Raw genomic sequence first — 21511 nt, forward strand, 5'->3', positions numbered from 1 at the left:
CCCCCTTGGCATTGCTGCCGTTTGGCCACAAACCTTGGGGCGCAGGCGATCACAGGGATAAGGAAAAGCGCATGTCAGGTCAGGACCCCGTTGCACTCACGGCAGATCTGGTGCGCTGCGCTTCTGTCACGCCCGAGGATGCGGGCGCGCTTGATGTGTTGCATGATCTGCTGAGCGGTGCCGGGTTTGAATGCGCCTGGGCGGACCGTGGGGGCATCCGCAATCTCTTTGCGCGCTGGGGCGACAAGGGTCACAGCAAGACGTTCGGCTTTAACGGGCATACCGATGTCGTGCCGGTGGGAGATGCCGAGGCCTGGACGATGCCACCCTTCGGGGCGGAGATCAAAGAGGGGGTTCTCTACGGTCGGGGGGCCACGGACATGAAATCGGGTGTTGCCGCCTTTGCCGCCGCCGCCATCGATTTCGTTCAAGCCACCCCACCAGAGGGTGCCATCATCCTGGCGATCACCGGGGATGAAGAGGGCGATGCCGTGGATGGGACCACCGCGTTGCTGGCGCATATGGAAGCAGCGGGGGAACGCATGGATGTCTGCCTGGTTGGGGAGCCGACCTGCCCCGACAAAATGGGCGACATGATCAAGATCGGGCGTCGCGGATCCATGACCGCCTGGATCAAGGTGATCGGCACGCAGGGCCACTCCGCCTATCCGCATCGCGCCAACAACCCGCTCCCGGCGATGATGCGCCTGATGGACCGTTTCGCAAGCCACGAGCTGGACGACGGTACGGAGCACTTTGACCCGTCGACACTGGCCGTTGTGACCGTGGACACCGGCAACCCCGCCACCAATGTGATCCCTGCGGAATGCTCCTCGGCGGTCAATATCCGGTTCAACGACAGCCATAGTGGTGCGTCCCTGACGCAGTGGATCGAGGAGGAAATCGCCTGCATAGAGACTGATTTCGGCGTGAAGACCGAGGTTAAAATCAAGATTTCCGGGGAAAGCTTCCTGACCCCGCCCGGCGCGCTTTCCGATCTGGTCGCCCGTGCGGTTGAGGCGGAAACCGGCGTGACGCCGGTTCTGTCCACGACGGGCGGCACCTCCGATGCCCGCTTTGTCAAGGATCACTGCCCGGTGGTGGAATTCGGCTTGGTGGGACAATCCATGCATCAGGTGGATGAACATGTAGAGGTTGCGCACATCAGGCAACTCAAAGACATCTACACGCGCATTCTCGCGGAATATTTCGTGTGACGGTGCGGATCGCGCAGGCGGATGACCTCGACACTTGTCTGGCACTACGCAGGCAGGTTTTCATCGAAGAGCAAGGTGTGTCGGAGGCCGAGGAAATCGATGGATTGGACGGCACCGCGCTGCACCTCATGGCCGTTGACGGTGCAACGCCCGTGGGGACCGCGCGGATTCTGATCGAGGGCGACACGGCGAAAATCGGTCGGGTCTGTGTGCTGCGCACCGCACGCGGTACCGGGCTGGGGGCACAGCTGATCGAGGCGGCGCTTGGCCTGGCGCGCGCGCAATACGGGGTGACGCGGGCTGTGCTTGGGGCTCAGGTTCAGGCGCTCGGCTTTTACGAGAAACTCGGATTTGCCGCCTTCGGGCCGGTCTATGATGACGCAGGCATAGATCACCGTGATATGGAACGCATTTTGTGACATCCACCCTCGTCGTGATGCTGAAGGAACCGCATCCTGGTCGGGTGAAAACCCGTCTGGGTCGCGAAATTGGCATAGTCGCGGCCGCTTGGTGGTTCCGGCATCAAACCAAGGCATTGCTGAACCGGCTGCAGGACCCGCGCTGGGATCTGGTTCTGGCTGTCAGCCCGGATGTCGCCGGGTTACAGAGCCGTGTCTGGCCCCGGCATCTGCACCGCATTCCCCAGGGGCGGGGCAATCTCGGCGACCGTATGAAGCGCGTCCTGCGCCTGCCGGGACAAGGCCCGGTGTGCATTATCGGCGCGGATGTTCCCGGTATTACCCGTGGCCACATTGCCCGCGCCTTTGCCGCGCTGGGATCTGCGGAAGGCGTCTTTGGGCCGGCACCCGATGGCGGCTATTGGCTGATCGGTGCGAAACGCGCACGTGCCCTGCCGCCGCGACTGTTTGCCGATGTGCGGTGGTCCACCGAACACGCGCTGGCAGATACGGTGGCCAGCTGGCCCGATGCCCGCATCGCCTATGTCGATACGTTGCGTGATGTGGATGAGGCGCGCGATTTGCGCATGACGGCACCGGGCGCGCATGCTACCTCAGGGGTATGACCCGCATCCCCACGAAAACCGAAATTCTCGACTGGATCAGCGAAAATCCGACGCTGACCGCAAAGCGCGATATTGCCAAGGCTTTTGGCATCAAGGGGGCGGCGCGGATTGATCTCAAGCGCGTGCTCAAGGAGCTTGAGGCGGAGGGTCATCTGGAAAAGCGCAAGCGCAGCTATCAGGATCCGGACCGCCTGCCGCCGGTGAGCGTTCTGCAGGTGACTGGCCCGGATGCCGACGGGGATTTATTTGCAAAACCAATGGAATGGCAAGGTGAGGGCGTGGAACCCGTGGTGCTTGTGGTGCCCCGCGCCTCTGATCCCGCACTGGGGGCAGGCGATCGCATCCTTGCGCGCCTCACGTTGGTCAAAGGCGACGCGCATCACTATGAGGCGCGTCTGATCCGCCGGATCGGTACCAATCCACGCCGGGTGCTGGGCGTCTTTCGCAAGACGGCAGAGGGCGGGCGCATCCTGCCGGTCGATAAAGGATCGGACAAGGAATGGCTGGTGGCGACGGATGCCACCCATGGCGCCAAGGATGGTGAGCTGGTCGAAGGCGAGTTGGCGGGCGCCAAGACGCGCATGGGATTGCCCCGCGCACGGATCGTCACACGGCTGGGCGATCCGTCGGCGGCCAAGGCTGTTTCGCTCATCGCGATCCACCAGCATGGGATACCGGATGCCTTTCCGGATGAGGTTGTCGCCGAAGCGGACCGCGCCAAGCCAGTTGGTCTCAATGGGCGTGAGGACCTGCGGGACCTGCCGTTGATCACCATCGACCCGTCGGACGCTCGGGACCACGATGATGCCTGCTATGCCCATTCCGATGAAGATCCTGCAAACGACGGGGGCCACATCATCTGGGTCGCTATTGCGGATGTCGCGGCTTATGTCACGCCCGGCTCCGCGCTGGATGCCGAAGCGCGCAAGCGTGGGAATTCCACGTATTTCCCCGACCGTGTGGTGCCAATGCTGCCGGATCGTCTGTCTGGCGATCTCTGTTCCCTGCATGAAGGGGTGCCGCGCGCCTGTATCGCCGTGCGCATGCAACTGGATGCAGAGGGCAACAAACTGTCTCACTCCTTCCATCGCGGGCTGATGCGGTCCCCGGCGTCTTTGCATTATGAGGAGGTTCAGCAAGCGGTTGACGGACATCCCAATGACCGCTGTGGCCCCTTGTTAGAGCCTGTTTTGCAGCCGCTTTACGCTGCCTATGCGGCTCTGGTCGAAGCGCGCAAGAGACGTCAGCCGCTTGATCTGGACCTGCCGGAACGGCGGATCGAGCTGGATGATGACGGACAGGTGACGTCGGTGAATTTCAAGGACCGGCTGGATGCGCATCGCTTGATCGAGGAATTCATGGTGCTGGCCAATGTGGCGGCAGCGGAGACGCTGATCGCAAAGAAAGTGCCCCTGCTTTTCCGTGTGCATGAAGAACCCAGCCCCGAAAAGCTGGATGCGCTGCGTGAGACGGCGCAGGCCAGTGGCTATACGCTGGCCAAGGGGCAGGCGTTGAAGACCGCCCATCTCAACCGGTTGCTGAATGATGCAGCAGGCTCGGACGAGGCGGAACTGATCAACATGTCCACCCTGCGCTCCATGACACAGGCCTATTACGCGCCGCAAAACCTGGGCCATTTCGGCCTCGCGCTGGGGCGATACGCGCATTTCACCTCGCCCATTCGGCGCTATGCGGATCTGATCGTGCACCGGGCGCTGATCACTGCCCATGGCTGGGGCAAGGATGGTTTGCGGCCCGAAGACTATGAGACGCTGGACGCGACCGGCGAGCATATCTCGGATACGGAGCGGCGGTCGATGGTTGCCGAACGGGATACTACCGACCGTTACATGGCCGCCTATCTGAGCGAGCGCGTCGGAAATGAGTTTACCGGGCGGATCAGCGGGATCGCGCGGTTCGGCGTCTTTGTGAAGCTGGATGAAACCGGTGCTGACGGGCTGATCCCGATGCGTTCCATCGGGCGTGAGTATTTCCACTACGATGCCGAAGCGGGCACCCTGATGGGGTCGGACACCGGTATGATGATCAGCCTGGGGCAGCGGGTGACCGTACGCCTGGCCGAGGCGGCGCCTGTCACCGGTGGGATTGCCCTTGAACTGTTGTCTCTGGAAGGCGACGCCATCCCGCAGGGTCGACGTTCGCCCGCCGGACGCTCGCCCCGACGCCGCAGCGTCAAGGCCAAACGCAAGACGGATAAGACCAAGCGCAAAGTCAAACGCAGCCGCCGCTAGTGCAGCATCTCTTCGACGCGTTCGACATAGCCCATCAGCACCGCGTTTTCTCTTATGCGACTGGACATGGCCGTCTCTCCCGGGCTGGCCAGGGCTGCGCTCAGCATCGGGCCGACAGAGGCGTCCGCAGCGGTTGGTCTGTCGCCAAAGAGGAACCGGTTTTGCCACAGGCGCGCGACGATCGCATCCAGATCAGGCTCTAACCGGGCCAAACGCTGCTCCGGCGTGAACCGTCCCAATCCCTGCGCCCGCATAGCCGACAACAGGTTTTTGCGGATCTTGTTCGCAACCATGCCGCGGATGAGCTTTGGCACGGAGGCAAAATAGGTCTCGCGCACTTCCGGCCAGGCATCCTCATTCGCCCAACGGTCCAGCACGATGTGAAAGTAGATATGCTCTTCCGCCATGCGGATGAAGGCCCGCGACGTCGCGCGGTCGATGTCCGACAGACCGGCATCGAAGTGTGCGCCTTGCGATTCCAGATAGGCGCGGATCATGTCGCTGTCCGCGATTAACTGGTCTTCAGCCCGGATGACCGGCAGTTTCTGATGCGGCATCATGCGCGGGTCGAGCGTGTCTTCGCGTTTCCAGTGTTGCCCGGAAAGGTTCAGCAAATGCGCCGCCTTGATGCAGAACGGGCTGCCGGAGAACTGGCCAAAGGCGGGCGGGTAGGTCAGCAATGTGATCATGGTACGCTCCTTTCATGTTGGACAAAGGTTATACGGACCTACTGCCAATTTCTGTCACTACTTGTGCTAGAGTAATCTCATGAGCCGCACACACCGCCTGTTCCAGATGATGCAAACCCTGCGCCGTCTGCCGCCTCCCGTCACAGCAACCCAGCTTGCGGATGAGATGGAAATGTCCCCCCGGACGATCTACCGTGACATCGACGCGCTGCGCAGCATGGGTGCGGTGATCGACGGTGAGGCGGGCTTTGGCTATACGCTGATCGAGGATGCCGCGCTGCCGCCTTTGGGGTTCGAGGATGATGAGTTGGAGGCCCTGGTGCTGGGGTTGCGCGATGTGGCGGTCATTGGCGATCCGGCGCTGGCCAAAGCGGCGCGGTCTGCGCTTGCCAAGATCAAGGCGCGCGTGCCACCGCGACAGGCGCATCGGTTGCAACATGCCGTGCTGGATGCCCACCGTTTTGTCAGCCTGCCCAAGATCGAGATCGACGTGGCCGCCCTGCGGGCCGCGACCTGGGACGAGGTCAGCGTGCGTTTTGACTATCGCGACCGAAACGGCGCTGACACCGTGCGGCAGGTGGACCCGCTGGGTCTGGTTTATCTTGATAAATCCAATGTTTTGCTGGCGTGGTGCCATCTGCGCAAGGCCTTCCGGACGTTCCGGCTGGACCGAATGCGCAAATTCGAGCGGACGGATCACAGTTTTCGACCGCGCCGGGTGCCGATGCTGCGCGCGCACTTGGAAATTATCCGCTGCCAGGTCGAAGAAATGGCGAAGGATCGCATAACCAGCGATTGAATCCTTTCGAATTTGCCCGACTCGCGCTACAGTTTTGGAAACAATAATGAGCAGCAGTAGGGCATATCATGCGGTTAAGATCGTTTTGCGCAGTTGCTTTGGCAACTGGATTGATGGGCACAAGCGTCGGTGCAGCGGGCACGGCACAATCCTTGCGACCGGTATTGCGCCCGGCGGAGCAGCCGACACAAGCGGCTGGGCAAATGACGGTTGTCGCCTCCGCGCTGCGTCCGAAGCTGCGTCCCGAAAACGCGGTGCCAACCCCGACACCTGTGACGCAGGTCGCGTCCAACCCGGGATTTGAGCGTTGGATCAACAGTTTCGAAGGTCGTGCGCGGGCGCAGGGTATTCGTGCCTCGACTTTGCAGGCGGCGTTTCGGGGGGTGCAATACGATCCCGATGTGATCCGCCGGGATCGCAATCAATCGGAGTTCACCAAGACGATCTGGGAGTATCTCGACAGTGCTGCGTCAGACACCCGGATCCGGAATGGCAAGGCGGCTTTGCGGAAACACCGGCGTAAACTGGACGCCATCGAGGCGCGCTTTGGTGTGGAAAAAGAGGTTGTGGTTGCCGTTTGGGGCCTGGAGAGCGCCTATGGCGAATATCGTGGCAAGAACGATATCATCCAGTCGCTGGCCACGCTGGCCTATGACGGGCGGCGTGGCGCGTTTTTCGAAGAACAGCTAATCGCCGCGCTGAAAATCCTGCAGAATGGCGACACCAGCCCGCGCAACATGACCGGCAGTTGGGCGGGCGCGATGGGGCATACGCAATTCATCCCCACCTCTTACCTCGCTTACGCGGTGGATTTCACCGGAGACGGGCGGCGCGATATTTGGTCGGACGACCCGTCAGATGCGCTGGCGTCGACGGCGGCCTATCTCAAGCGGTTCGGCTGGGTCAAAGGTCAGCCCTGGGGTGTGGAAGTGCAACTGCCGCGCGGGTTCAACTATGCCCAGGCCAGCCGCAAGATCACCAAGACGCCCGGGCAGTGGGCGCGGCTGGGTGTGGTCGATATGAGTGGTCGTACGGTGCCGAATTATGGCAAGGCGTCGATCCTGCTGCCTGCGGGCGGGCAGGGGGCGGCCTTTATGATCTTCAAGAATTTCAGCGTCATCGAGCGGTATAATACCGCGGATGCCTATGTGATTGGCGTTGGGCATCTCAGTGACCGGATCAAGGGCGGGCCGTCGATCAAGGCAAGCTGGCCCCGTGGGGATCGGGCGTTGACCTTTGCGGAGCGCAAGGAAATGCAGCAGCGCCTGACACGGGCCGGGTTCAGCACGCAAGGGATCGACGGGCGGATCGGGCCAAAAACCATCGAAGCGGTGCGGGCCTATCAGCGCAGCCAGGGGCTGGTGCAGGATGGGTATGCCTCGCTGAGCCTGCTCAAACGCCTGCGGTAAGCTGGCTGTGGCGCGGGGTGGGACCCTGCGCCTCCGGCGGGCATATTTTTGGAACAATGAAGGCTTTGTGGTTTTCGTTTAGGCGGGGGACATGCCGCGCAGGCGTTCCGAGCGGCGGCGCAGCAGTTCCACCACTGTGAGCAGGGCGATGGAGACGATCACGAGGATCGTGGCCACGGCGAGGATGGTTGGGCTGATCTGCTCGCGCAGGCCGGTGAACATCTGCCAGGGCAGCGTTTTCTGACCGGCGGAGCCCACGAAGAGCACCACTACGACTTCATCGAAACTGGTGATGAAGGCGAAGAGGCCACCGGAGATGACACCCGGCAGGATCAGCGGCATCTGCACGCGGAAGAAGGTTGTGACCGGTCCTGCGCCCATGTTGGCCGCTGCCCGCGTTAGCGAATTGTCAAAACCGACAAGCGTGGCGGTGACGGTGATGATCACAAAGGGAATGCCCAAGGCCGCGTGGGCCAGCACCACACCCATGTAGGTGCCTTGCAGGCCGATGCGGCTGTAGAAGAAATACATGCCCGCGGCGGAGATGATCAGGGGCACGATCATCGGTGAGATCAGGATCGCCATGATGGCGCGGCGGAAGGGGACATGCTGTTGACTGAGGCCGATGGCTGCGAGTGTGCCAAAGCTGACGGAGAGCAATGTCGCCATGGGGGCGATTTTCACCGAATTTGCCAGTGCGCCCTGCCAATCGGAATTGGTGAAGAAGTCTTCGTAGTGTTTCAGCGAATAGCCTGCGGGATCAAAGCGCAGCATTTCCGGTGTGAAGGTGAAGAAATCCTCGGCGTTGAAGCTGAGCGGCATCACCACGAGGATGGGGGTGATCAGAAAGATCAGGATCGCGCCGCAGATCACGCGGAATGTGTAGTGCCAGAGCACTTGGCCCGGTGTGAGGTAGGGGGCGACATAGGCGCGGTATCGGCCTTCAAAAAGCCAGAAGGTGAACCAGCCAAAGAACCAGCCGAAGAGTAACCCGATGATGCCTGCGGCCAGTCCGCCCATCAAAAACCCGGCCACCGCAAAGACGGCCGTCAACGCCCACCGCCCCTGTGCCTCGGCCTTGATGATTTGCGTCAGCAGAAAGGCGATGGCGCCCAAGAGGATGGCGCCGATGAGGATGCCGATCAGGGAACTGCCCTGCGCCGTGCCGACAAAGAGGCCGGCCACCGCACCGGCCGCCGCGACCACGGGCACATAGAAGGATACCGGCGTACGTGAAATGGGGGTCAAAGCAGCCATGGTCAGCCTCCGAGCTTCACGTTGTCGATGCCGACGATCTTGTCGTAGGCCCAATAGAGACCCAGCACGACTGCCAGCAGGATGGCCCCAAGTGCTGCGGCCAACCCCCAGTTCAGCGAGCTGGAGATGTGATAGGCGATCCGGTTGGAGATGAAGGTGCCCGTCGTGCCGCCCACCAGTTCCGGCGTGATGTAATAGCCAATGGATAAGATGAAGACGAGGATCGAGCCCGCCCCGATCCCGGGCACGGATTGCGGAAAATAGACCCGCCAGAAGGCTGTCCAGTTCGTGGCGCCCAGCGATTTCGCCGCGCGCAGGTAGCTGGGCGGGATGGTTTTCATCACGGAGTAGAGGGGTAGGATCATGAACGGCAGCAGGATGTGGGTCATTGCGATGATGGTGCCGGTCTGATTGTTGATCAGCGCAAGGCGACTGTCATCGGCCACCACGCCCAGCCAGACGAGCGTATCGTTGATCACCCCTTGCTGTTGCAGCATGACTTTCCAGGCGGAGGTGCGTACCAGCAGCGATGTCCAGAAGGGCAGCAACACCAGGATCATCAGCAGGTTCGCGGTGCGTGCGGGCAGGTTGGCGAGGATCCAGGCCACCGGGTAGCCGAGCAATATGCAACTGCCGGTGATGACCAGCGACATGAACAGCGTGCGAATGAAGAGTTTGATGTAGATTTGTTCGTTATCAGGGCGCATTTCGGGCCCGTCGGGTGATTTCTTCATGTCCACAGCGTTGAGGAAATACCCCGAAGTGAAATCCGGGCTGTAGGTCTGGATCGTCTGCCAGACGTCAATGCTGTGCCAGTCCTTGTCGATCTTCTCAAAAGCTGCCGGATAGTCCACGGTTTCGAATGTGCCGACGGCGCCCATGGCTTCCAGCAACTCGGCGGAACCGGGACCGGCGTAGCCCGAGACGTCCGGCTCTTGTATCAGGTCGTTGTAGAGCGCGGAGTAAACCAGCGCCCAGGGGTCTTCCTTGGCGAGGTTGTCCTCGTCTTCGTTCTGCACAAAATCGGCGAATATCTCGAAAGTCGCCGCGGTCTGCGGCAACAGGTCTTCGATCCCCTCGCGCAGCTCAAAGGCCGGCTGGCGGGTGTCTGCTTTGTCGTCCCATGCGGTCTGGTCGGCAAACCAGTCGTCGCTGCCCATCAGCGCATTCCAGTTTTCACTGTCTTTCCAGAAGCTGTCGAGGTCTTCGAATTGGTCCTGATAGACCTCACCCATGTCCTCGACCCTGCGGCCTGATTTGCGGAACAGCGATGAGACGCCCGTCAGTTCGTAGTTCAGACGCGAGCCGAGCCGGGTGTGTAGTTTGCGCTCCTGCGCGATGAAGACATCGGTGTAGAGCGCCTCAAAGACCTCGGGCGCGGGGAGATCACCCCCATCGCCCTCCCACTCGGCCAGCAGCGTGGTTGTGCGCGGCAAAGTGTCCGAAACGATCTGGTTTTCGACCGAACGGAACAGCATATCCGCGATCGGTGCGATGAAGGTGACGAGCACAAAAATCAGCAGCGGCGCGATCAGCATCAGCGCACGCAGCTTTTGCCGCCGCAGCGCCCGGTTGAGGCTGGATTTCAGCGTAGTGCCATCGGCAGCCATCATCGGGCCGCTGTCTTGCGTCGCGTCGGTCATTCAGGCACCTTCAACCACGATGATCGTGCTTTTCGCGGTGCGGTGCCGGATTTTCATGACTTCCTGATAGGCGGGGTCGTTGTAGGCCGCTTTGGCCGCCTCATACGACGGGAATTCGATGACCACATGGCGCTCGTGGCTTTCACCCTCCATCACTTCCGACGGTCCGCCGCGGATGATGAAACGTCCTCCAAGCCCTTCCAGAATGGGCGTGTCCTTGATCACGTATTCCTTGTAGGCCTCCGGATCGGTGACGGTGATATGGCCGATGATGTAGCCTTTGGGCATTGGTCTGTCCTTTCGATGTGACGAGGGCCAATGCACGGCCCCCGCCGGTGATATCAGTCCCTAAACAGGCTTATTGCGTCAGCCACGCCTGGAATTTTGCGTCCAGATCGTCGCGATAATCCGCCCACCATTCGTAGTTGTTCACGAATGTATTTTCCGCATTGTTGGGATCGGTTGGCATATGCGGTGCCATGTCGATGCCCAGTTCCGCGTGCTGACCGACCAGCGGTGCCGAAGACGCGCGTGCTGGGCCGTAGCTGATGTATTTGGCCTGATCTGCGAGGCGCTGTGTATCGGTGGACACTTTGAGGTAGTCCATCACGCGGGCCAGACGGTCATCCGACAGACCGGTGGGTACGATCCAGCCGTCAAGATCGAACATCTGCCAGTCCCAGGCCATACCAACCGGCTGACCTTGCTCCGCGATCACGGAGAACAGACGCCCGTTGAAGGTCGAGCCCATGAAGATCTCACCATCGGCCAGCAGTTGCGGTGTTTCCGCACCGGCTGACCACCAGATTGTCTGGTCCTTGATCGTGTCGAGCTTGGCAAAGGCGCGGGCTTGACCCTCTTCGGTTTCCAGCACGTCATAGACGTCTTCATAGGCCACACCGTCGCAGAGCAGGGCCCATTCCATGTTGGCAATCGGGCGCTTGTTCAGCGCGCGTTTGCCCGGGTATTTTTCGATCTCGAACACATCGCAGGCGGAGGTTGGCGGCTCTACACCTTCCGGCACCATATCCGTGCGATAGCCGAAGGTGGTGGAGAACACGATCTGCGGGATGAAGCAATCCGATGCAATCGTATCGCCGAAGTCTTCGGAGGCCGATGTACCATCGGGTGCGGGCGCAAGCACCTCATCATGATCGATTTCCATCGCCAACCCCTCGTCGCAGAGACGAATGGCGTCGGCGGCTTCCACATCCACCAGATCCCAGGTGATGTTGCCCGCTTCGTTCATCGCGCGCAGTTTCGCGACAGCTTCAGGCGAGGATTCATCGTTGATGATGCTGATGCCGGTCGCCTCCATATAGGGGTCATGGTAGGCCTTTTGCTGCGAGTTGGAATACGCACCGCCCCAGCTGACGATGGTCATCTCATTGGCCATGTGGCCGTCGGCATTGGCCATACCCGCCGCAACCGTCAGTGCGGTGGAGGCCAAAAGCGTCTTGGTCAGTTTCATTGATAGTCTCCCATTTGTGCGCCCGTTCATCGTCCGGAGGCAGGTGACAACGGGCTTGGTCGCCGCCTCTCTTTTGATCGCGCCCGTGAAGGGCACGACAGGTCACGCGCATTAGACGTCAGGCGTCCAACGCGCGGCAATCTTGCGGCAGCCAGCCAATCTCGATCTGCTGTCCCGGGGTCAGGCGTTCCACATCCGGGGCGTTCCGGGTCTTGATCACGAACTCATCGGTGCCCGCCACGCGCAGGCGCGTGCGAAAGATGTCGCCCATGTAGATGAATTCCAGCACTTCGGCCTGAAGGGTATGGGCGTCCGCGCTCAGGCGGTCCTTGTTGTACTCCACCCGTTCGGGGCGGATGGAGACCCGTGTACGGTCCCCTGCAGCCGCGACATTCACCGGCTGTGCGTCGATCAACTCGCCATTGTCCAGCTGGATGAGCGCGGTGCCGCCCTTGATCTCTTTGACCTTGCCTTCGAGCGTATTGTTCTCGCCGATGAACTGCGCAACGAAGCTGTTTTCAGGTTCCTCATAGAGCTTGTCGGGCGGCGCCAGCTGCTGAATGCGGCCATCATCAAAGACCGCGACGCGGTCGGACATGGTCAGCGCTTCGGTCTGGTCGTGCGTCACATAGACCACGGTGATCCCCAGATCATGCGCCAGCTTGGTAATCTCGAACTGCAGGGTTTCGCGCAGTTGCTTGTCCAGCGCACCCAGCGGTTCGTCCATCAGCACCAGTTCAGGTTCAAACACCAGTGCGCGCGCCAGGGCGATCCGTTGCTGCTGGCCCCCCGACAATTGCGACGGGCGCCGCCCGGCAAAGCTTCCCATCTGCACCATGTCGAGGGCACGGGTGATCTTGGCCTCGCGGTCCGATTTGCCCATCTTGCGCACTTCCAACGGGAAGGAGAGATTTTCGGCCACGGTCATATGCGGAAACAGCGCGTAGTTCTGAAACACCATACCAATGCCGCGCTTGTGCGGCGGGATATTGTTGATCGAAACCCCGTCCAGACGGATATCCCCGTGGGTGGCGGTCTCAAATCCGGCCAGCATCATCAGGCAGGTGGTTTTCCCGGACCCGGAGGGGCCAAGCATCGTCAGGAATTCACCTTTGGGCATCGAGAGGTTGAGGTCTTTGACGACGAGATTTTCGCCATCATAGCTTTTCTGCACACGTTCGAATTCCACGAACGCGTCTGCATTACTAGTGTCGGCCAAGAGTGGCTCCCCGTTATGTCCGGCGGTTTTCCGCGCTGATTGTCGCAAATCTAACACCAAGCAACCGATCAGGTGCAAGCGCTTAACTCTCAGCGAGCGGTATCATTTTGAATTCAAGGCGATTTGACTGAATGCGGCCCTGATATTGAGCCGACGTGCTGCAAATTTCTGCCATAGTGACAGAATTTCCGGCCAAGCCGCAGCGCAGCGAATCGAGTGTCGGGCGTCAGCAGGCCGGTTTGAGCATGTCCTGCTCTTTTAACTGCGCATAGGTTTCATCCAGCGCGGTCCGGGCGCGGGTCATGAAGACATCGATATCCTCGGGTTCGATGATCAGAGGCGGAGAGATGATCATCCGATCCCCGACATGGCGCATGACCAAGTTGTTTGCAAAGCACCGCTCGCGGCACATATATCCCACGGTCCCCGCGTCTGCGGCGAATTTCGCGCGGCTTTCCTTATGCGGTGTCAGGGGCAGCGACGCCATCATCCCCTTGATCGACAGACCGCCAACCAATGGATGCTCGGCCAGCTTTTCCAGCCCTGCCTTCAGCGCCGGTGCGCCAACGGTGCGCACACGTTCGATGATGTCTTCTTCCTGCAGGATACGCAGGTTTTCCAGCGCCACGGCGGCAGCAACCGGGTGGCCGGAATAGGTATAGCCATGATTGAATTCGGTGGCACCGATCACCTCTGCAACTTCGTCACAGACGATCGATCCGCCGATCGGCTGGTAGCCGGAACTCAACCCCTTGGCGATGGTCATGATGTGCGGGCGGATGCCCATGGTCTGGCTGCCGAACCAGTTGCCGGTGCGCCCAAAGCCGCAGATCACTTCGTCGGCGATCAGAAGGATGTCGTAGGCGTCACAGATACGCTGGATTTCCGGCCAGTAGCTCTCGGGTGGGACGATGACCCCCCCTGCACCCTGGACCGGTTCGGCGATGAAGGCGGCAACCTTGTCTTCGCCCAACTCCAGAATCTTGGCTTCCAGCTCCTGCGCGCGGGCCAGACCAAAGGCTTCGGGCGTCATATCACCGCCTTCGGCCCACCAGTCGGGCTGGTTGATGTGGTGAATTCCAGGGATCGGCATGCCGCCCTGCGCGTGCATGTAGCTCATACCGCCCAGGGAGCCCGACCCGACGGACGACCCGTGATAGGCATTCTTGCGGCTGATGATATGGCTCTTGCCGGGTTGGCCTTTCTCCGCCCAGTACGTGCGGACCATGCGGATGTTGGTATCGTTCGCCTCTGATCCCGACCCGGCGAAAAACACATGGTTCAACCCCTCTGGTGCCAGCTTGGTGATTTCCTGTGCCAGAGCGATGGCCGGAACATGCGTGGTCATGAAGAACGTGTTGTAATAGGGCAGTTCCATCATCTGGCGGGCGGCCACCTCGGCCATTTCCTTGCGCCCGTAGCCGATGTTCACACACCACAGACCGGCCATGCCATCGAGGATCTGATTGCCTTCGCTATCCGTCAGATAAACGCCCTTTGCCCGCGTGATGACCCGCGCCCCTTTGTCCGCCAACTCGTCATTCGTGGTGAAAGGATGCATGTGGTGTGCTGCATCGAGCGCCTGAAGCTCCGCCGTGGGCATGTGGTTGGTGATTGCGGACATGGGGCACCTGTCAGTTGGAAAGTGAGGCATGTGGCCTGTGCGCGCAGAATATGATCAAATTATCCAGAGTCAATCGAATCGCTTGGCAGGTGAAGCGGTGTCGAGGGACGCCCGGATCTGCAGCATTCCCTGATGCACGTCCTCTGCCATGGCTGTCGCCGCCGCCTCCGCATCGTGGGCCCGCAAAGCCACCAGCAGGTCCGCGTGTTTGTCCGGCAGGTTCAGCGTGCCGTAGCGACCGCAGACAACGCGCAGCGACGGTGCAAAACGCAGCCACAACCGATCGACCGTGGCGCTCAGGATGGGCGCCTGCGCGAGCTCATAGAGTGTCGCGTGAAACTGGTAATTGTGGGTCAGGTATCCCGGAATATCACCCTGTGAAATTGCGGTATTCAGGGCATCATCCTGCGCCTTGAGGCTGCTCAGACCCTCGTCTGTCACACGTGCCGTGGCCAGCCTTGCCAGCTGTGGTTCCAGAGATTGCCGCATGAAATCAAGCTGTTCTATACAGCTCTCCGTCAGTTCCGGGACAATCACACGCCGATTTCCCAGCATGCTCAGCGCCCCGCCGGAGATCAGTCTGCGAATGGCTTCGCGCACCGGCGTCATCCCGGCATCAAGATCGTCGACCAGACCCTGAATGGTCACGGCCTGCCCCGGTGCCAGATCGCCAAAGAGAATACGCGCGCGCAGCAACTCGTAGACATGCTGATGGGCGGGCAGTTTTGCCGCGTTTGGCGGCGCGTCGGATGCCGGATTTCTAAGCACTTCTATGATCCGCCCCTCCTCCTGTTTGGCCGATGAGGTCTGATGTCTTGCACAGCCTGTGATCGCGTGAAAGCATAAAGCATCTTGCCGAATGGGGCAAAACTTGATCAAATTCACCGAAACCGGGGCAAACCCGGACGGTATCAACGGGAGTATGAAATGAGAAAGCTCATGCTGAGCGGCGCAGCCCTTGCGCTCTGCACGACGGCGACCTTTGCGGATGAAGTGCGGGTCTATAACTGGTCAGACTACATTGACGAAGCACTGCTTGAAAAGTTCGAAGCCGAGACCGGCATCGACCTCATCTACGACGTTTTCGACAGCAACGAGGTGCTGGAAACCAAGCTGCTGGCGGGCGGTTCGGGCTACGACGTGGTGGTGCCGACAGGCACCTTTCTCGCCCGTCAGATTCAGGCCGGTGTGTTCCAGCCGCTCGACAAGTCGAAACTGCCCAACATCGGCAATATGTGGGACGTGATCGAAGAGCGGACAAAGCAGTATGATCCCGACAACGGATATTCGATCAACTACATGTGGGGCACCACGGGCCTTGGCGTGAACGTCGGCAAGGTGCAGGAAATACTGGGCGCGGATGCCCCCATTGCGTCACTGGGCCTGATCTTTGATCCGGGCAACATGGAAAAGCTGGCCGCCTGTGGCGTGCATTTCCTGGACGCTCCGACCGAGATGATCCCCGCCGCGCTGACCTATGTAGGTGAAGATCCGGACGCCAAGGATGCCGAGGCGTTGGAGAAGGCGGAGGCGGTAATGATGGCCGTCCGCCCGTATATTCAGAAATTCCACAGCTCCGAATACATCAACGCACTGGCAAATGGGGATATCTGCGTGGCCTTTGGCTGGTCGGGCGATATCCTTCAGGCGCGCGACCGTGCCGCCGAAGCCGAGAACGGGGTTGAGATCGCCTATAGCGCCCCGAACGAAGGCGCGCTGATGTGGTTTGACCAAATGGCCATCCCTGCCGATGCGCCCAACCCGGAAGCCGCACACACCTTCCTGAACTTTATCATGGACGCGCAGAACATGGCGGATGCGTCGAACTACGTCTACTACGCCAACGGCAACGCGGCCTCCAAGGAATTTCTGGTCGAAGACGTGATCGGCGACACGGCGATCTATCCCGATGAAGCGGCGCTGCAAAACCTCTATACGGTGACCACATGGGGCCCGCGCGAACAGCGCACACTGACCCGGACATGGACCCGGATCAAATCGGGCACATGAGCCAGACAACCGGGCGCGGCAGTCCTGCGCCCGGCCTTTTTCGGGAATGCGCCATTGGCTGAAACAGTTTTTGCCCCTTGGGATGATCCCAACGAGAAACCGCTGATCCGGTTTCAGAATGTCACAAAACGCTTTGGCGAATTTGTCGCCATCGACGACCTGACACTCGACATCTTCGAAAGAGAGTTCTTTGCGCTGCTGGGCCCGTCTGGCTGCGGCAAGACCACGATGATGCGCATGCTCGCCGGGTTCGAGACAGTGAGCGAGGGCAGCATCGAACTGGCCGGGCAGGACATCGCCGCCGTGCCGCCGAACAAGCGCGCGGTGAACATGATGTTCCAGTCCTACGCGCTGTTTCCGCATCTCAGCGTCTATGAAAACATCGCCTTTGGGCTGCGGCGCGGCAACATGCCGAAACATGATCTCGACGCGCGGGTGACCGAGATGCTCAAGCTGACCCGGCTCGAGAAATTTGCCCGTCGCAAACCACACCAGATTTCCGGGGGGCAGCGGCAGCGCGTCGCCCTGGCCCGCAGTCTTGCCAAGGCGCCCAAGCTTTTGTTGTTGGACGAACCTTTGGGCGCGCTGGACGCAAAACTGCGGCAGGCCACGCAGTTCGAACTGATGGACATTCAGGAAAAGACCGGCACCACCTTCGTGATCGTGACCCATGATCAGGAGGAGGCAATGACCGTCGCCAGCCGCGTGGCGGTCATGGACGAAGGCAGAGTGATGCAGGTGGCGACACCCGAGCGGATTTATGAAGCGCCGGAAAGCGTCTATGTCGCTGATTTCATTGGTGATGTGAATATCGTGGCCGGCCAGTCAACGCCAATGGGCGAGGACCGCTATCACATCTCTTGGGCGGAGGGGCAACAGCCCCTTGTCGCTGCATCCGACCGCCCATTCACCGACGGGCAATCGTGCCACTTGGCAGTACGGCCTGAAAAAATCGCAATCAGTGCCGAACGGCCTGCGGATGTCGACAACGCCGTTCAGGGCAAGGTGCTGGATATCGCCTATCTGGGCAATCTCAGCACCTACTACGTCGAGCTACCCGGCGGGCAGATCATCAAATCGCAGACTGCCAATACCCGCCGCATATCGCGTCGGACCTTTACCTGGGAAGACACGGTTTGGGTGTCCTGGACGGCGACTGCGGGCGTGTTGTTGGCGCAATGAGCAGGCAGATGGACAGCGCAAGGGAGGGACAATGCAGAGATTTGTACTGATCGCCATTCCCTATGCCTGGTTGCTGGCTCTTTTCCTGATCCCTTTCGTGATCGTCTTCAAGATTTCGCTGTCCGATATCGCGCTAGCAATCCCCCCGTACACACCGACGCTGGGCGATGGTGTTGGCCCGTTCTTTTCGGCTCTGGATTTTGAGAACTTCGCCTTTCTGGCGTCCGATGATCTTTATTGGAAAGCCTACATCAGTTCGCTCCGTATCGCGGCGATTTCCACCATTCTGACACTGCTGGTGGGGTATCCGATCGCCTATGCGATGGCGCGCGCGCCCGAAGAATGGCGCCCGACGCTGATGATGCTGGTGATCCTGCCGTTCTGGACGTCGTTTCTGATCCGGGTTTATGCGTGGATGGGCATCCTCAGCCAGGAAGGTTTCCTGAACCAGTTCCTGCTGTGGGCCGGGCTGATCGACGCGCCGCTGACCATCCTGAACACCACGACTGCCGTCTACATCGGCATCGTCTATACCTATGTGCCGTTCATGATCCTGCCGATCTTTGCGGCCCTCGACCGGCTGGACGGGTCCTTGATCGAAGCGGCCGAAGACCTCGGATGTTCACGGCTGCAGGCTTTCTGGCTGGTGACCATTCCCCTGTCCAAAAACGGGATCATCGCGGGCAGCTTCCTTGTCTTCATCCCGGCCCTGGGGGAATTCGTCATCCCGTCTTTGCTGGGGGGATCGGGCACATTGATGATCGGCAAGGTGCTCTGGGAGGAGTTCTTCAACAATCGTGATTGGCCCGTGGCCAGTGCGGTTGCCGTTATCCTGCTGCTGATCCTGATCATCCCCATCGTTCTGTTCCAGCGCAACCAGCAACGGCAGGCGGAGGAGGAAGCATGAACAGGCTCAGCTGGTTCAATGTCACGTCGCTGACGTTGGGTTTCGCCTTTCTCTACCTGCCGATGGTCATTCTGGTCCTTTATTCGTTCAACGAAAGCAAACTGGTGACCGTCTGGGCAGGGTTCTCGACCAAATGGTACGGCGAGTTGCTCCAGAACGAAGCGTTTCTGGACGCGGCCTGGGTGACGATCAAGGTTGCGGTGATCTCCTCAACGTTCGCAACCGTTCTGGGCACGATGGCGGCCTATGTGCTTGTGCGCGGAGGGCGGTTTCTGGGGCGCACTCTCTTTTCCGGGATGATCTACGCACCGCTGGTGATGCCCGAGGTGATCACCGGGCTGTCGCTGCTGCTGCTCTTTATCGGCATCGGGTTGGATCGCGGTGTTCTGACCATCGTGCTCGCCCACACCACGTTCTCGATGTGTTATGTTTCGGTTGTGGTATCCTCGCGCCTGATGACCTTTGACCGATCCCTGGAAGAGGCGGCGCTTGACTTGGGGTGTTCCAGTTTCGATGCGTTCCGTCTGGTGACCCTGCCGATCATCGCCCCCGCGGTGATTTCCGGTTGGTTGCTGGCCTTCACGCTCAGCCTCGATGATCTGGTGATCGCCTCCTTCACCGCTGGCCCATCGGCCACCACATTGCCGATCAAGATTTTTTCGGCGGTCAGGCTGGGTGTTTCGCCTGAAATCAATGCGTTGTCGACCATCATGATCGGAATTGTCACCGTGGGGGTGATCAGCGCGTCGCTGATTTCCAAACGCAACAGCCTGCGCCAGCAGAGAGATGAGCAGGCTGCGGCGCGCACCGCATGACCCGCATCTTTTCAGACTATGCCTATGGTCCCGGCCCGCGTATGGGATGCTGGTGGGATGAAACCTGCGAGATACCAGATCGTCCCGCGGTGCAAGGGTCCCTGACGGCTGAGGTCGCCATCATCGGCGCCGGGTTCACTGGCCTCTCTGCAGCGCTTCATCTGGCCAAGGCTGGTGTTGACGTCGTTGTGCTCGAAGCAGAGTTTCCCGGTTGGGGCGCCTCCGGTCGGAACGGGGGCTTTTGCTGCTTGGGCGGAAGCATGCTGGATGATGCGGCCCTTGATGCGAGGTTTGGCGCGTCCGGACGTCTTGAGTTTCGCGCGGCTGAAAAGGTGTCAGTCGATCTTGTGGCGGATCTGATCGACGATTTGGGTCTGGAAGTGGACCGGCATTCCACGGGCGAAACCGAACTGGCGCATCGCCCCAAGGACATGGATGACCTGCGTAAAAAAGCCGCCCGGACAGAGGAAAACTACGGCGTCTCATCGCAGCTGATCGAGAAATCGGATCTCGCGGCTGCTGGATTGGGCGGTCCGTTTTTCGGCGCACTGACCATCCCAATCGGTTTTGGTTTGAATCCGCTAAAATACCTGACGGGTCTCGCGGCTGCAGGGGCTGCATCCGGCGCGCGGATTTACCATCGCAGCCCCGTTCGCCAGCTTCAGGCATCCGTGCGGCGACATCGATTGGAAACCGATGCAGGCTCTGTGACTGCGCAGCATGTGATCGTCGCAACCAACGGATACTCATCAGAGCATCTGCCAGCGGAAATCGCCGGGCGCTATATGCCGGGGCAATCCAATGTCTTGGTGACGCGACCGCTCAGCGATGCAGAGATCGAAAAACAAGGATGGCATAGCGATCAGATGAGCTATGATACACGCCACCTTTTGCACTACTTCAGGCTGATGCCGGATCGGCGCTTTCTGTTTGGCATGCGGGGTGGGTTGATGACCGGCGCGGCCGCCGAAAGCCGGGCACGCCGACGGATCAGGCGGGATTTTGCGCGAATGTTTCCGGCCTGGGCGCGGGTCGAGGCAACGCACATGTGGTCTGGCATGGTATGTTTGTCGCGCAACCGGCTGCCATTTGTTGGAGAGCTCACGCCGGCCTCAGGCTTCTGGGCCGGGATGTGTTATCATGGAAATGGTGTCGCGATGGGCACCTTGGCTGGCTCAATCCTTGCAGACTGTATCCTCGGCAGAAATCCGGCGATCTATCCTGCTGCGATACGGGGGCGTCTGACGAAGTTCCCATTTGGTCGTGCGAGACGGGCGATCATGCCGCCCGCCTATGCTGGTCTCATGCTGTCTGATCGGATGTAGCCTCTGCGGGCTCGCGCAGTGCCGAGACATTTTCCGCCGTTACGGCAGATCCGCCCTCCAGAATAAAGACGGTGGCGGCGCCTTGGCGGCGCGCCTCTGTGATCCTTGAATAGGTTTCGCCAGCATTGACGCCTATTGTCTTTCCTGCAATGCGGCTTTCCACCTTGAAGCTATAGAGACCCGGCGGGAATTCTGTTCCGTCTTCTGCGATCCCTGCCCATTCCACGGGGTCGGAACCGACATCGATCTGCTTGCGGTGCACCTCTTCACCTTCTGCGTCGTAGGCAACCAGGACAGCTTCTTCCGCACCGGCCTCTGACGCCGGAATCACGGTGATCGGAGATCCGTCAAATGAGACAGGCGCAGTGGTGCGTGCCTCCATACCAATCCAGCCTGCGATTTCTGAAATGCTGCCCGCGGACATCTGCGCACTCAGTGCCTGCAGCAAATCGTTGGACAGAACCTGCTGCTCCACCATGGAGAATTGGGCAAGTTGCGCCGCATATTCGGAGGAATCGATGGGTTCCAGCGGATCCTGATACCGCGCCTGCGCTGTAAGCATTTGCAGGAAGGTTTCAAAATCTGACGAGAGGACTGCATTGGACTGTTCCGCCGCAGCTGCGGTGCGCGCGGCTGTTTGCGTTGCCTGGGTGTTGGTGACTTCCATG

General features: G+C 60.3%; 20 protein-coding genes. 11 read left to right on the plus strand and 9 right to left on the minus strand.

What is annotated here, in order from left to right; all coding sequences use genetic code 11:
• Positions 1 to 71: 71 nt before the first annotated feature.
• Genes dapE through rnr form a run of 4 tightly spaced genes read left to right on the plus strand, consistent with a single transcriptional unit; the run spans position 72 to position 4493 of the window.
• A complete protein-coding gene (dapE, locus tag ISX84_RS14570) occupies positions 72 to 1217 on the plus strand; it encodes a succinyl-diaminopimelate desuccinylase (RefSeq protein ID WP_195821105.1) in 1146 nt (381 codons plus the stop codon).
• Complete coding sequence (locus tag ISX84_RS14575) at positions 1214 to 1636, plus strand: GNAT family N-acetyltransferase (RefSeq protein WP_195821106.1); 423 nt, start codon at positions 1214 to 1216, stop codon at positions 1634 to 1636. The genes dapE and ISX84_RS14575 overlap by 4 nt, the downstream gene beginning before the upstream one ends.
• Entirely contained in the window at positions 1633 to 2241 is a 609-nt protein-coding gene (locus tag ISX84_RS14580; protein WP_195821107.1) for a TIGR04282 family arsenosugar biosynthesis glycosyltransferase, read from the plus strand. The genes ISX84_RS14575 and ISX84_RS14580 overlap by 4 nt, the downstream gene beginning before the upstream one ends.
• On the plus strand, positions 2238 to 4493 hold the full coding sequence (gene rnr / locus ISX84_RS14585; protein ID WP_195821108.1) for a ribonuclease R: 2256 nt from the start codon (positions 2238 to 2240) through the stop codon (positions 4491 to 4493). The genes ISX84_RS14580 and rnr overlap by 4 nt, the downstream gene beginning before the upstream one ends.
• On the opposite strand, the gene ISX84_RS14590 is transcribed toward rnr, so the two are convergent.
• Positions 4490 to 5182, minus strand: coding sequence for a glutathione S-transferase family protein (locus tag ISX84_RS14590; RefSeq protein WP_195821109.1), 693 nt, complete (start codon positions 5180 to 5182; stop codon positions 4490 to 4492). The genes rnr and ISX84_RS14590 overlap by 4 nt on opposite strands.
• A 79-nt stretch (positions 5183 to 5261) precedes the next feature.
• On the opposite strand from ISX84_RS14590, the gene ISX84_RS14595 reads away from it, so the two are divergent.
• Both ISX84_RS14595 and ISX84_RS14600 read left to right on the plus strand, forming a co-directional pair.
• On the plus strand, positions 5262 to 5981 hold the full coding sequence (locus ISX84_RS14595; protein ID WP_195821110.1) for a helix-turn-helix transcriptional regulator: 720 nt from the start codon (positions 5262 to 5264) through the stop codon (positions 5979 to 5981).
• 113 nt (positions 5982 to 6094) lie between these two features.
• Positions 6095 to 7390, plus strand: a complete 1296-nt coding sequence (locus tag ISX84_RS14600; protein WP_195821111.1) for a lytic murein transglycosylase — start codon at positions 6095 to 6097, stop codon at positions 7388 to 7390.
• A gap of 78 nt (positions 7391 to 7468) precedes the next feature.
• Here the strand turns inward: ISX84_RS14600 and ISX84_RS14605 are convergent, their stop codons facing one another.
• The 7 genes from ISX84_RS14605 to ISX84_RS14635 form a co-directional block, all read right to left on the minus strand.
• Positions 7469 to 8647: an ABC transporter permease gene (locus tag ISX84_RS14605; RefSeq protein ID WP_195821112.1), complete on the minus strand. Its 1179-nt coding sequence runs from the start codon at positions 8645 to 8647 to the stop codon at positions 7469 to 7471.
• 2 nt (positions 8648 to 8649) lie between these two features.
• The gene (locus ISX84_RS14610; RefSeq protein ID WP_195821113.1) at positions 8650 to 10290 is read right to left on the minus strand and encodes an ABC transporter permease; all 1641 of its coding nucleotides are present in this window, start codon (positions 10288 to 10290) and stop codon (positions 8650 to 8652) included.
• Positions 10291 to 10578 (minus strand): DUF1330 domain-containing protein, encoded by a 288-nt coding sequence (locus ISX84_RS14615; protein ID WP_195821114.1) that lies wholly within the window; start codon positions 10576 to 10578, stop codon positions 10291 to 10293. It lies immediately after the preceding gene.
• A gap of 70 nt (positions 10579 to 10648) precedes the next feature.
• Positions 10649 to 11761 (minus strand): extracellular solute-binding protein, encoded by a 1113-nt coding sequence (locus ISX84_RS14620; protein WP_195821115.1) that lies wholly within the window; start codon positions 11759 to 11761, stop codon positions 10649 to 10651.
• 118 nt (positions 11762 to 11879) lie between these two features.
• On the minus strand, positions 11880 to 12980 hold the full coding sequence (locus ISX84_RS14625; RefSeq protein WP_195821116.1) for an ABC transporter ATP-binding protein: 1101 nt from the start codon (positions 12978 to 12980) through the stop codon (positions 11880 to 11882).
• 226 nt (positions 12981 to 13206) lie between these two features.
• Complete coding sequence (locus ISX84_RS14630) at positions 13207 to 14604, minus strand: aspartate aminotransferase family protein (RefSeq protein WP_195821117.1); 1398 nt, start codon at positions 14602 to 14604, stop codon at positions 13207 to 13209.
• Between the two features lie 69 nt (positions 14605 to 14673).
• On the minus strand, positions 14674 to 15372 hold the full coding sequence (locus tag ISX84_RS14635; RefSeq protein WP_195821118.1) for a GntR family transcriptional regulator: 699 nt from the start codon (positions 15370 to 15372) through the stop codon (positions 14674 to 14676).
• 159 nt (positions 15373 to 15531) lie between these two features.
• On the opposite strand from ISX84_RS14635, the gene ISX84_RS14640 reads away from it, so the two are divergent.
• The 5 genes from ISX84_RS14640 to ISX84_RS14660 are packed head-to-tail and all read left to right on the plus strand — an operon-like array spanning position 15532 to position 20843.
• Positions 15532 to 16614, plus strand: a complete 1083-nt coding sequence (locus ISX84_RS14640; RefSeq protein ID WP_195821119.1) for a polyamine ABC transporter substrate-binding protein — start codon at positions 15532 to 15534, stop codon at positions 16612 to 16614.
• A 54-nt stretch (positions 16615 to 16668) separates the two neighbouring features.
• Complete coding sequence (locus ISX84_RS14645) at positions 16669 to 17796, plus strand: ABC transporter ATP-binding protein (protein WP_195821120.1); 1128 nt, start codon at positions 16669 to 16671, stop codon at positions 17794 to 17796.
• A gap of 31 nt (positions 17797 to 17827) precedes the next feature.
• Positions 17828 to 18703, plus strand: a complete 876-nt coding sequence (locus tag ISX84_RS14650; RefSeq protein WP_195821121.1) for an ABC transporter permease subunit — start codon at positions 17828 to 17830, stop codon at positions 18701 to 18703.
• Positions 18700 to 19518, plus strand: coding sequence for an ABC transporter permease (locus ISX84_RS14655; protein WP_195821122.1), 819 nt, complete (start codon positions 18700 to 18702; stop codon positions 19516 to 19518). The genes ISX84_RS14650 and ISX84_RS14655 overlap by 4 nt, the downstream gene beginning before the upstream one ends.
• Complete coding sequence (locus ISX84_RS14660) at positions 19515 to 20843, plus strand: NAD(P)/FAD-dependent oxidoreductase (protein WP_195821123.1); 1329 nt, start codon at positions 19515 to 19517, stop codon at positions 20841 to 20843. The genes ISX84_RS14655 and ISX84_RS14660 overlap by 4 nt, the downstream gene beginning before the upstream one ends.
• Here the strand turns inward: ISX84_RS14660 and ISX84_RS14665 are convergent.
• Positions 20821 to 21510 carry a flagellar hook capping FlgD N-terminal domain-containing protein gene (locus ISX84_RS14665; protein ID WP_195821124.1) on the minus strand — a complete coding sequence of 230 codons (690 nt, stop codon included), beginning with the start codon at positions 21508 to 21510 and terminating at the stop codon, positions 20821 to 20823. The genes ISX84_RS14660 and ISX84_RS14665 overlap by 23 nt on opposite strands.
• Position 21511 lies beyond the last annotated feature (1 nt).

Origin of the sequence: Roseobacter sp. MH60115 (assembly GCF_015644665.1) — a bacterium.
GTDB lineage: Bacteria > Pseudomonadota > Alphaproteobacteria > Rhodobacterales > Rhodobacteraceae > Roseobacter.

Bases quoted from the DNA above. Each gene is read 5' to 3' on its own strand.
- dapE (WP_195821105.1), top strand. From the start codon at position 72: ATGTCAGGTCAGGACCCCGTTGCACTCACGGCAGATCTGGTGCGCTGC.
- rnr (WP_195821108.1), top strand. From the start codon at position 2,238: ATGACCCGCATCCCCACGAAAACCGAAATTCTCGACTGGATCAGCGAA.
- ISX84_RS14590 (WP_195821109.1), bottom strand. From the start codon at position 5,182: ATGATCACATTGCTGACCTACCCGCCCGCCTTTGGCCAGTTCTCCGGC.
- ISX84_RS14595 (WP_195821110.1), top strand. From the start codon at position 5,262: ATGAGCCGCACACACCGCCTGTTCCAGATGATGCAAACCCTGCGCCGT.
- ISX84_RS14600 (WP_195821111.1), top strand. From the start codon at position 6,095: ATGGGCACAAGCGTCGGTGCAGCGGGCACGGCACAATCCTTGCGACCG.
- ISX84_RS14605 (WP_195821112.1), bottom strand. From the start codon at position 8,647: ATGGCTGCTTTGACCCCCATTTCACGTACGCCGGTATCCTTCTATGTG.
- ISX84_RS14610 (WP_195821113.1), bottom strand. From the start codon at position 10,290: ATGACCGACGCGACGCAAGACAGCGGCCCGATGATGGCTGCCGATGGC.
- ISX84_RS14615 (WP_195821114.1), bottom strand. From the start codon at position 10,578: ATGCCCAAAGGCTACATCATCGGCCATATCACCGTCACCGATCCGGAG.
- ISX84_RS14620 (WP_195821115.1), bottom strand. From the start codon at position 11,761: ATGAAACTGACCAAGACGCTTTTGGCCTCCACCGCACTGACGGTTGCG.
- ISX84_RS14630 (WP_195821117.1), bottom strand. From the start codon at position 14,604: ATGTCCGCAATCACCAACCACATGCCCACGGCGGAGCTTCAGGCGCTC.
- ISX84_RS14640 (WP_195821119.1), top strand. From the start codon at position 15,532: ATGAGAAAGCTCATGCTGAGCGGCGCAGCCCTTGCGCTCTGCACGACG.
- ISX84_RS14650 (WP_195821121.1), top strand. From the start codon at position 17,828: ATGCAGAGATTTGTACTGATCGCCATTCCCTATGCCTGGTTGCTGGCT.
- ISX84_RS14655 (WP_195821122.1), top strand. From the start codon at position 18,700: ATGAACAGGCTCAGCTGGTTCAATGTCACGTCGCTGACGTTGGGTTTC.
- ISX84_RS14660 (WP_195821123.1), top strand. From the start codon at position 19,515: ATGACCCGCATCTTTTCAGACTATGCCTATGGTCCCGGCCCGCGTATG.
- ISX84_RS14665 (WP_195821124.1), bottom strand. From the start codon at position 21,510: ATGGAAGTCACCAACACCCAGGCAACGCAAACAGCCGCGCGCACCGCA.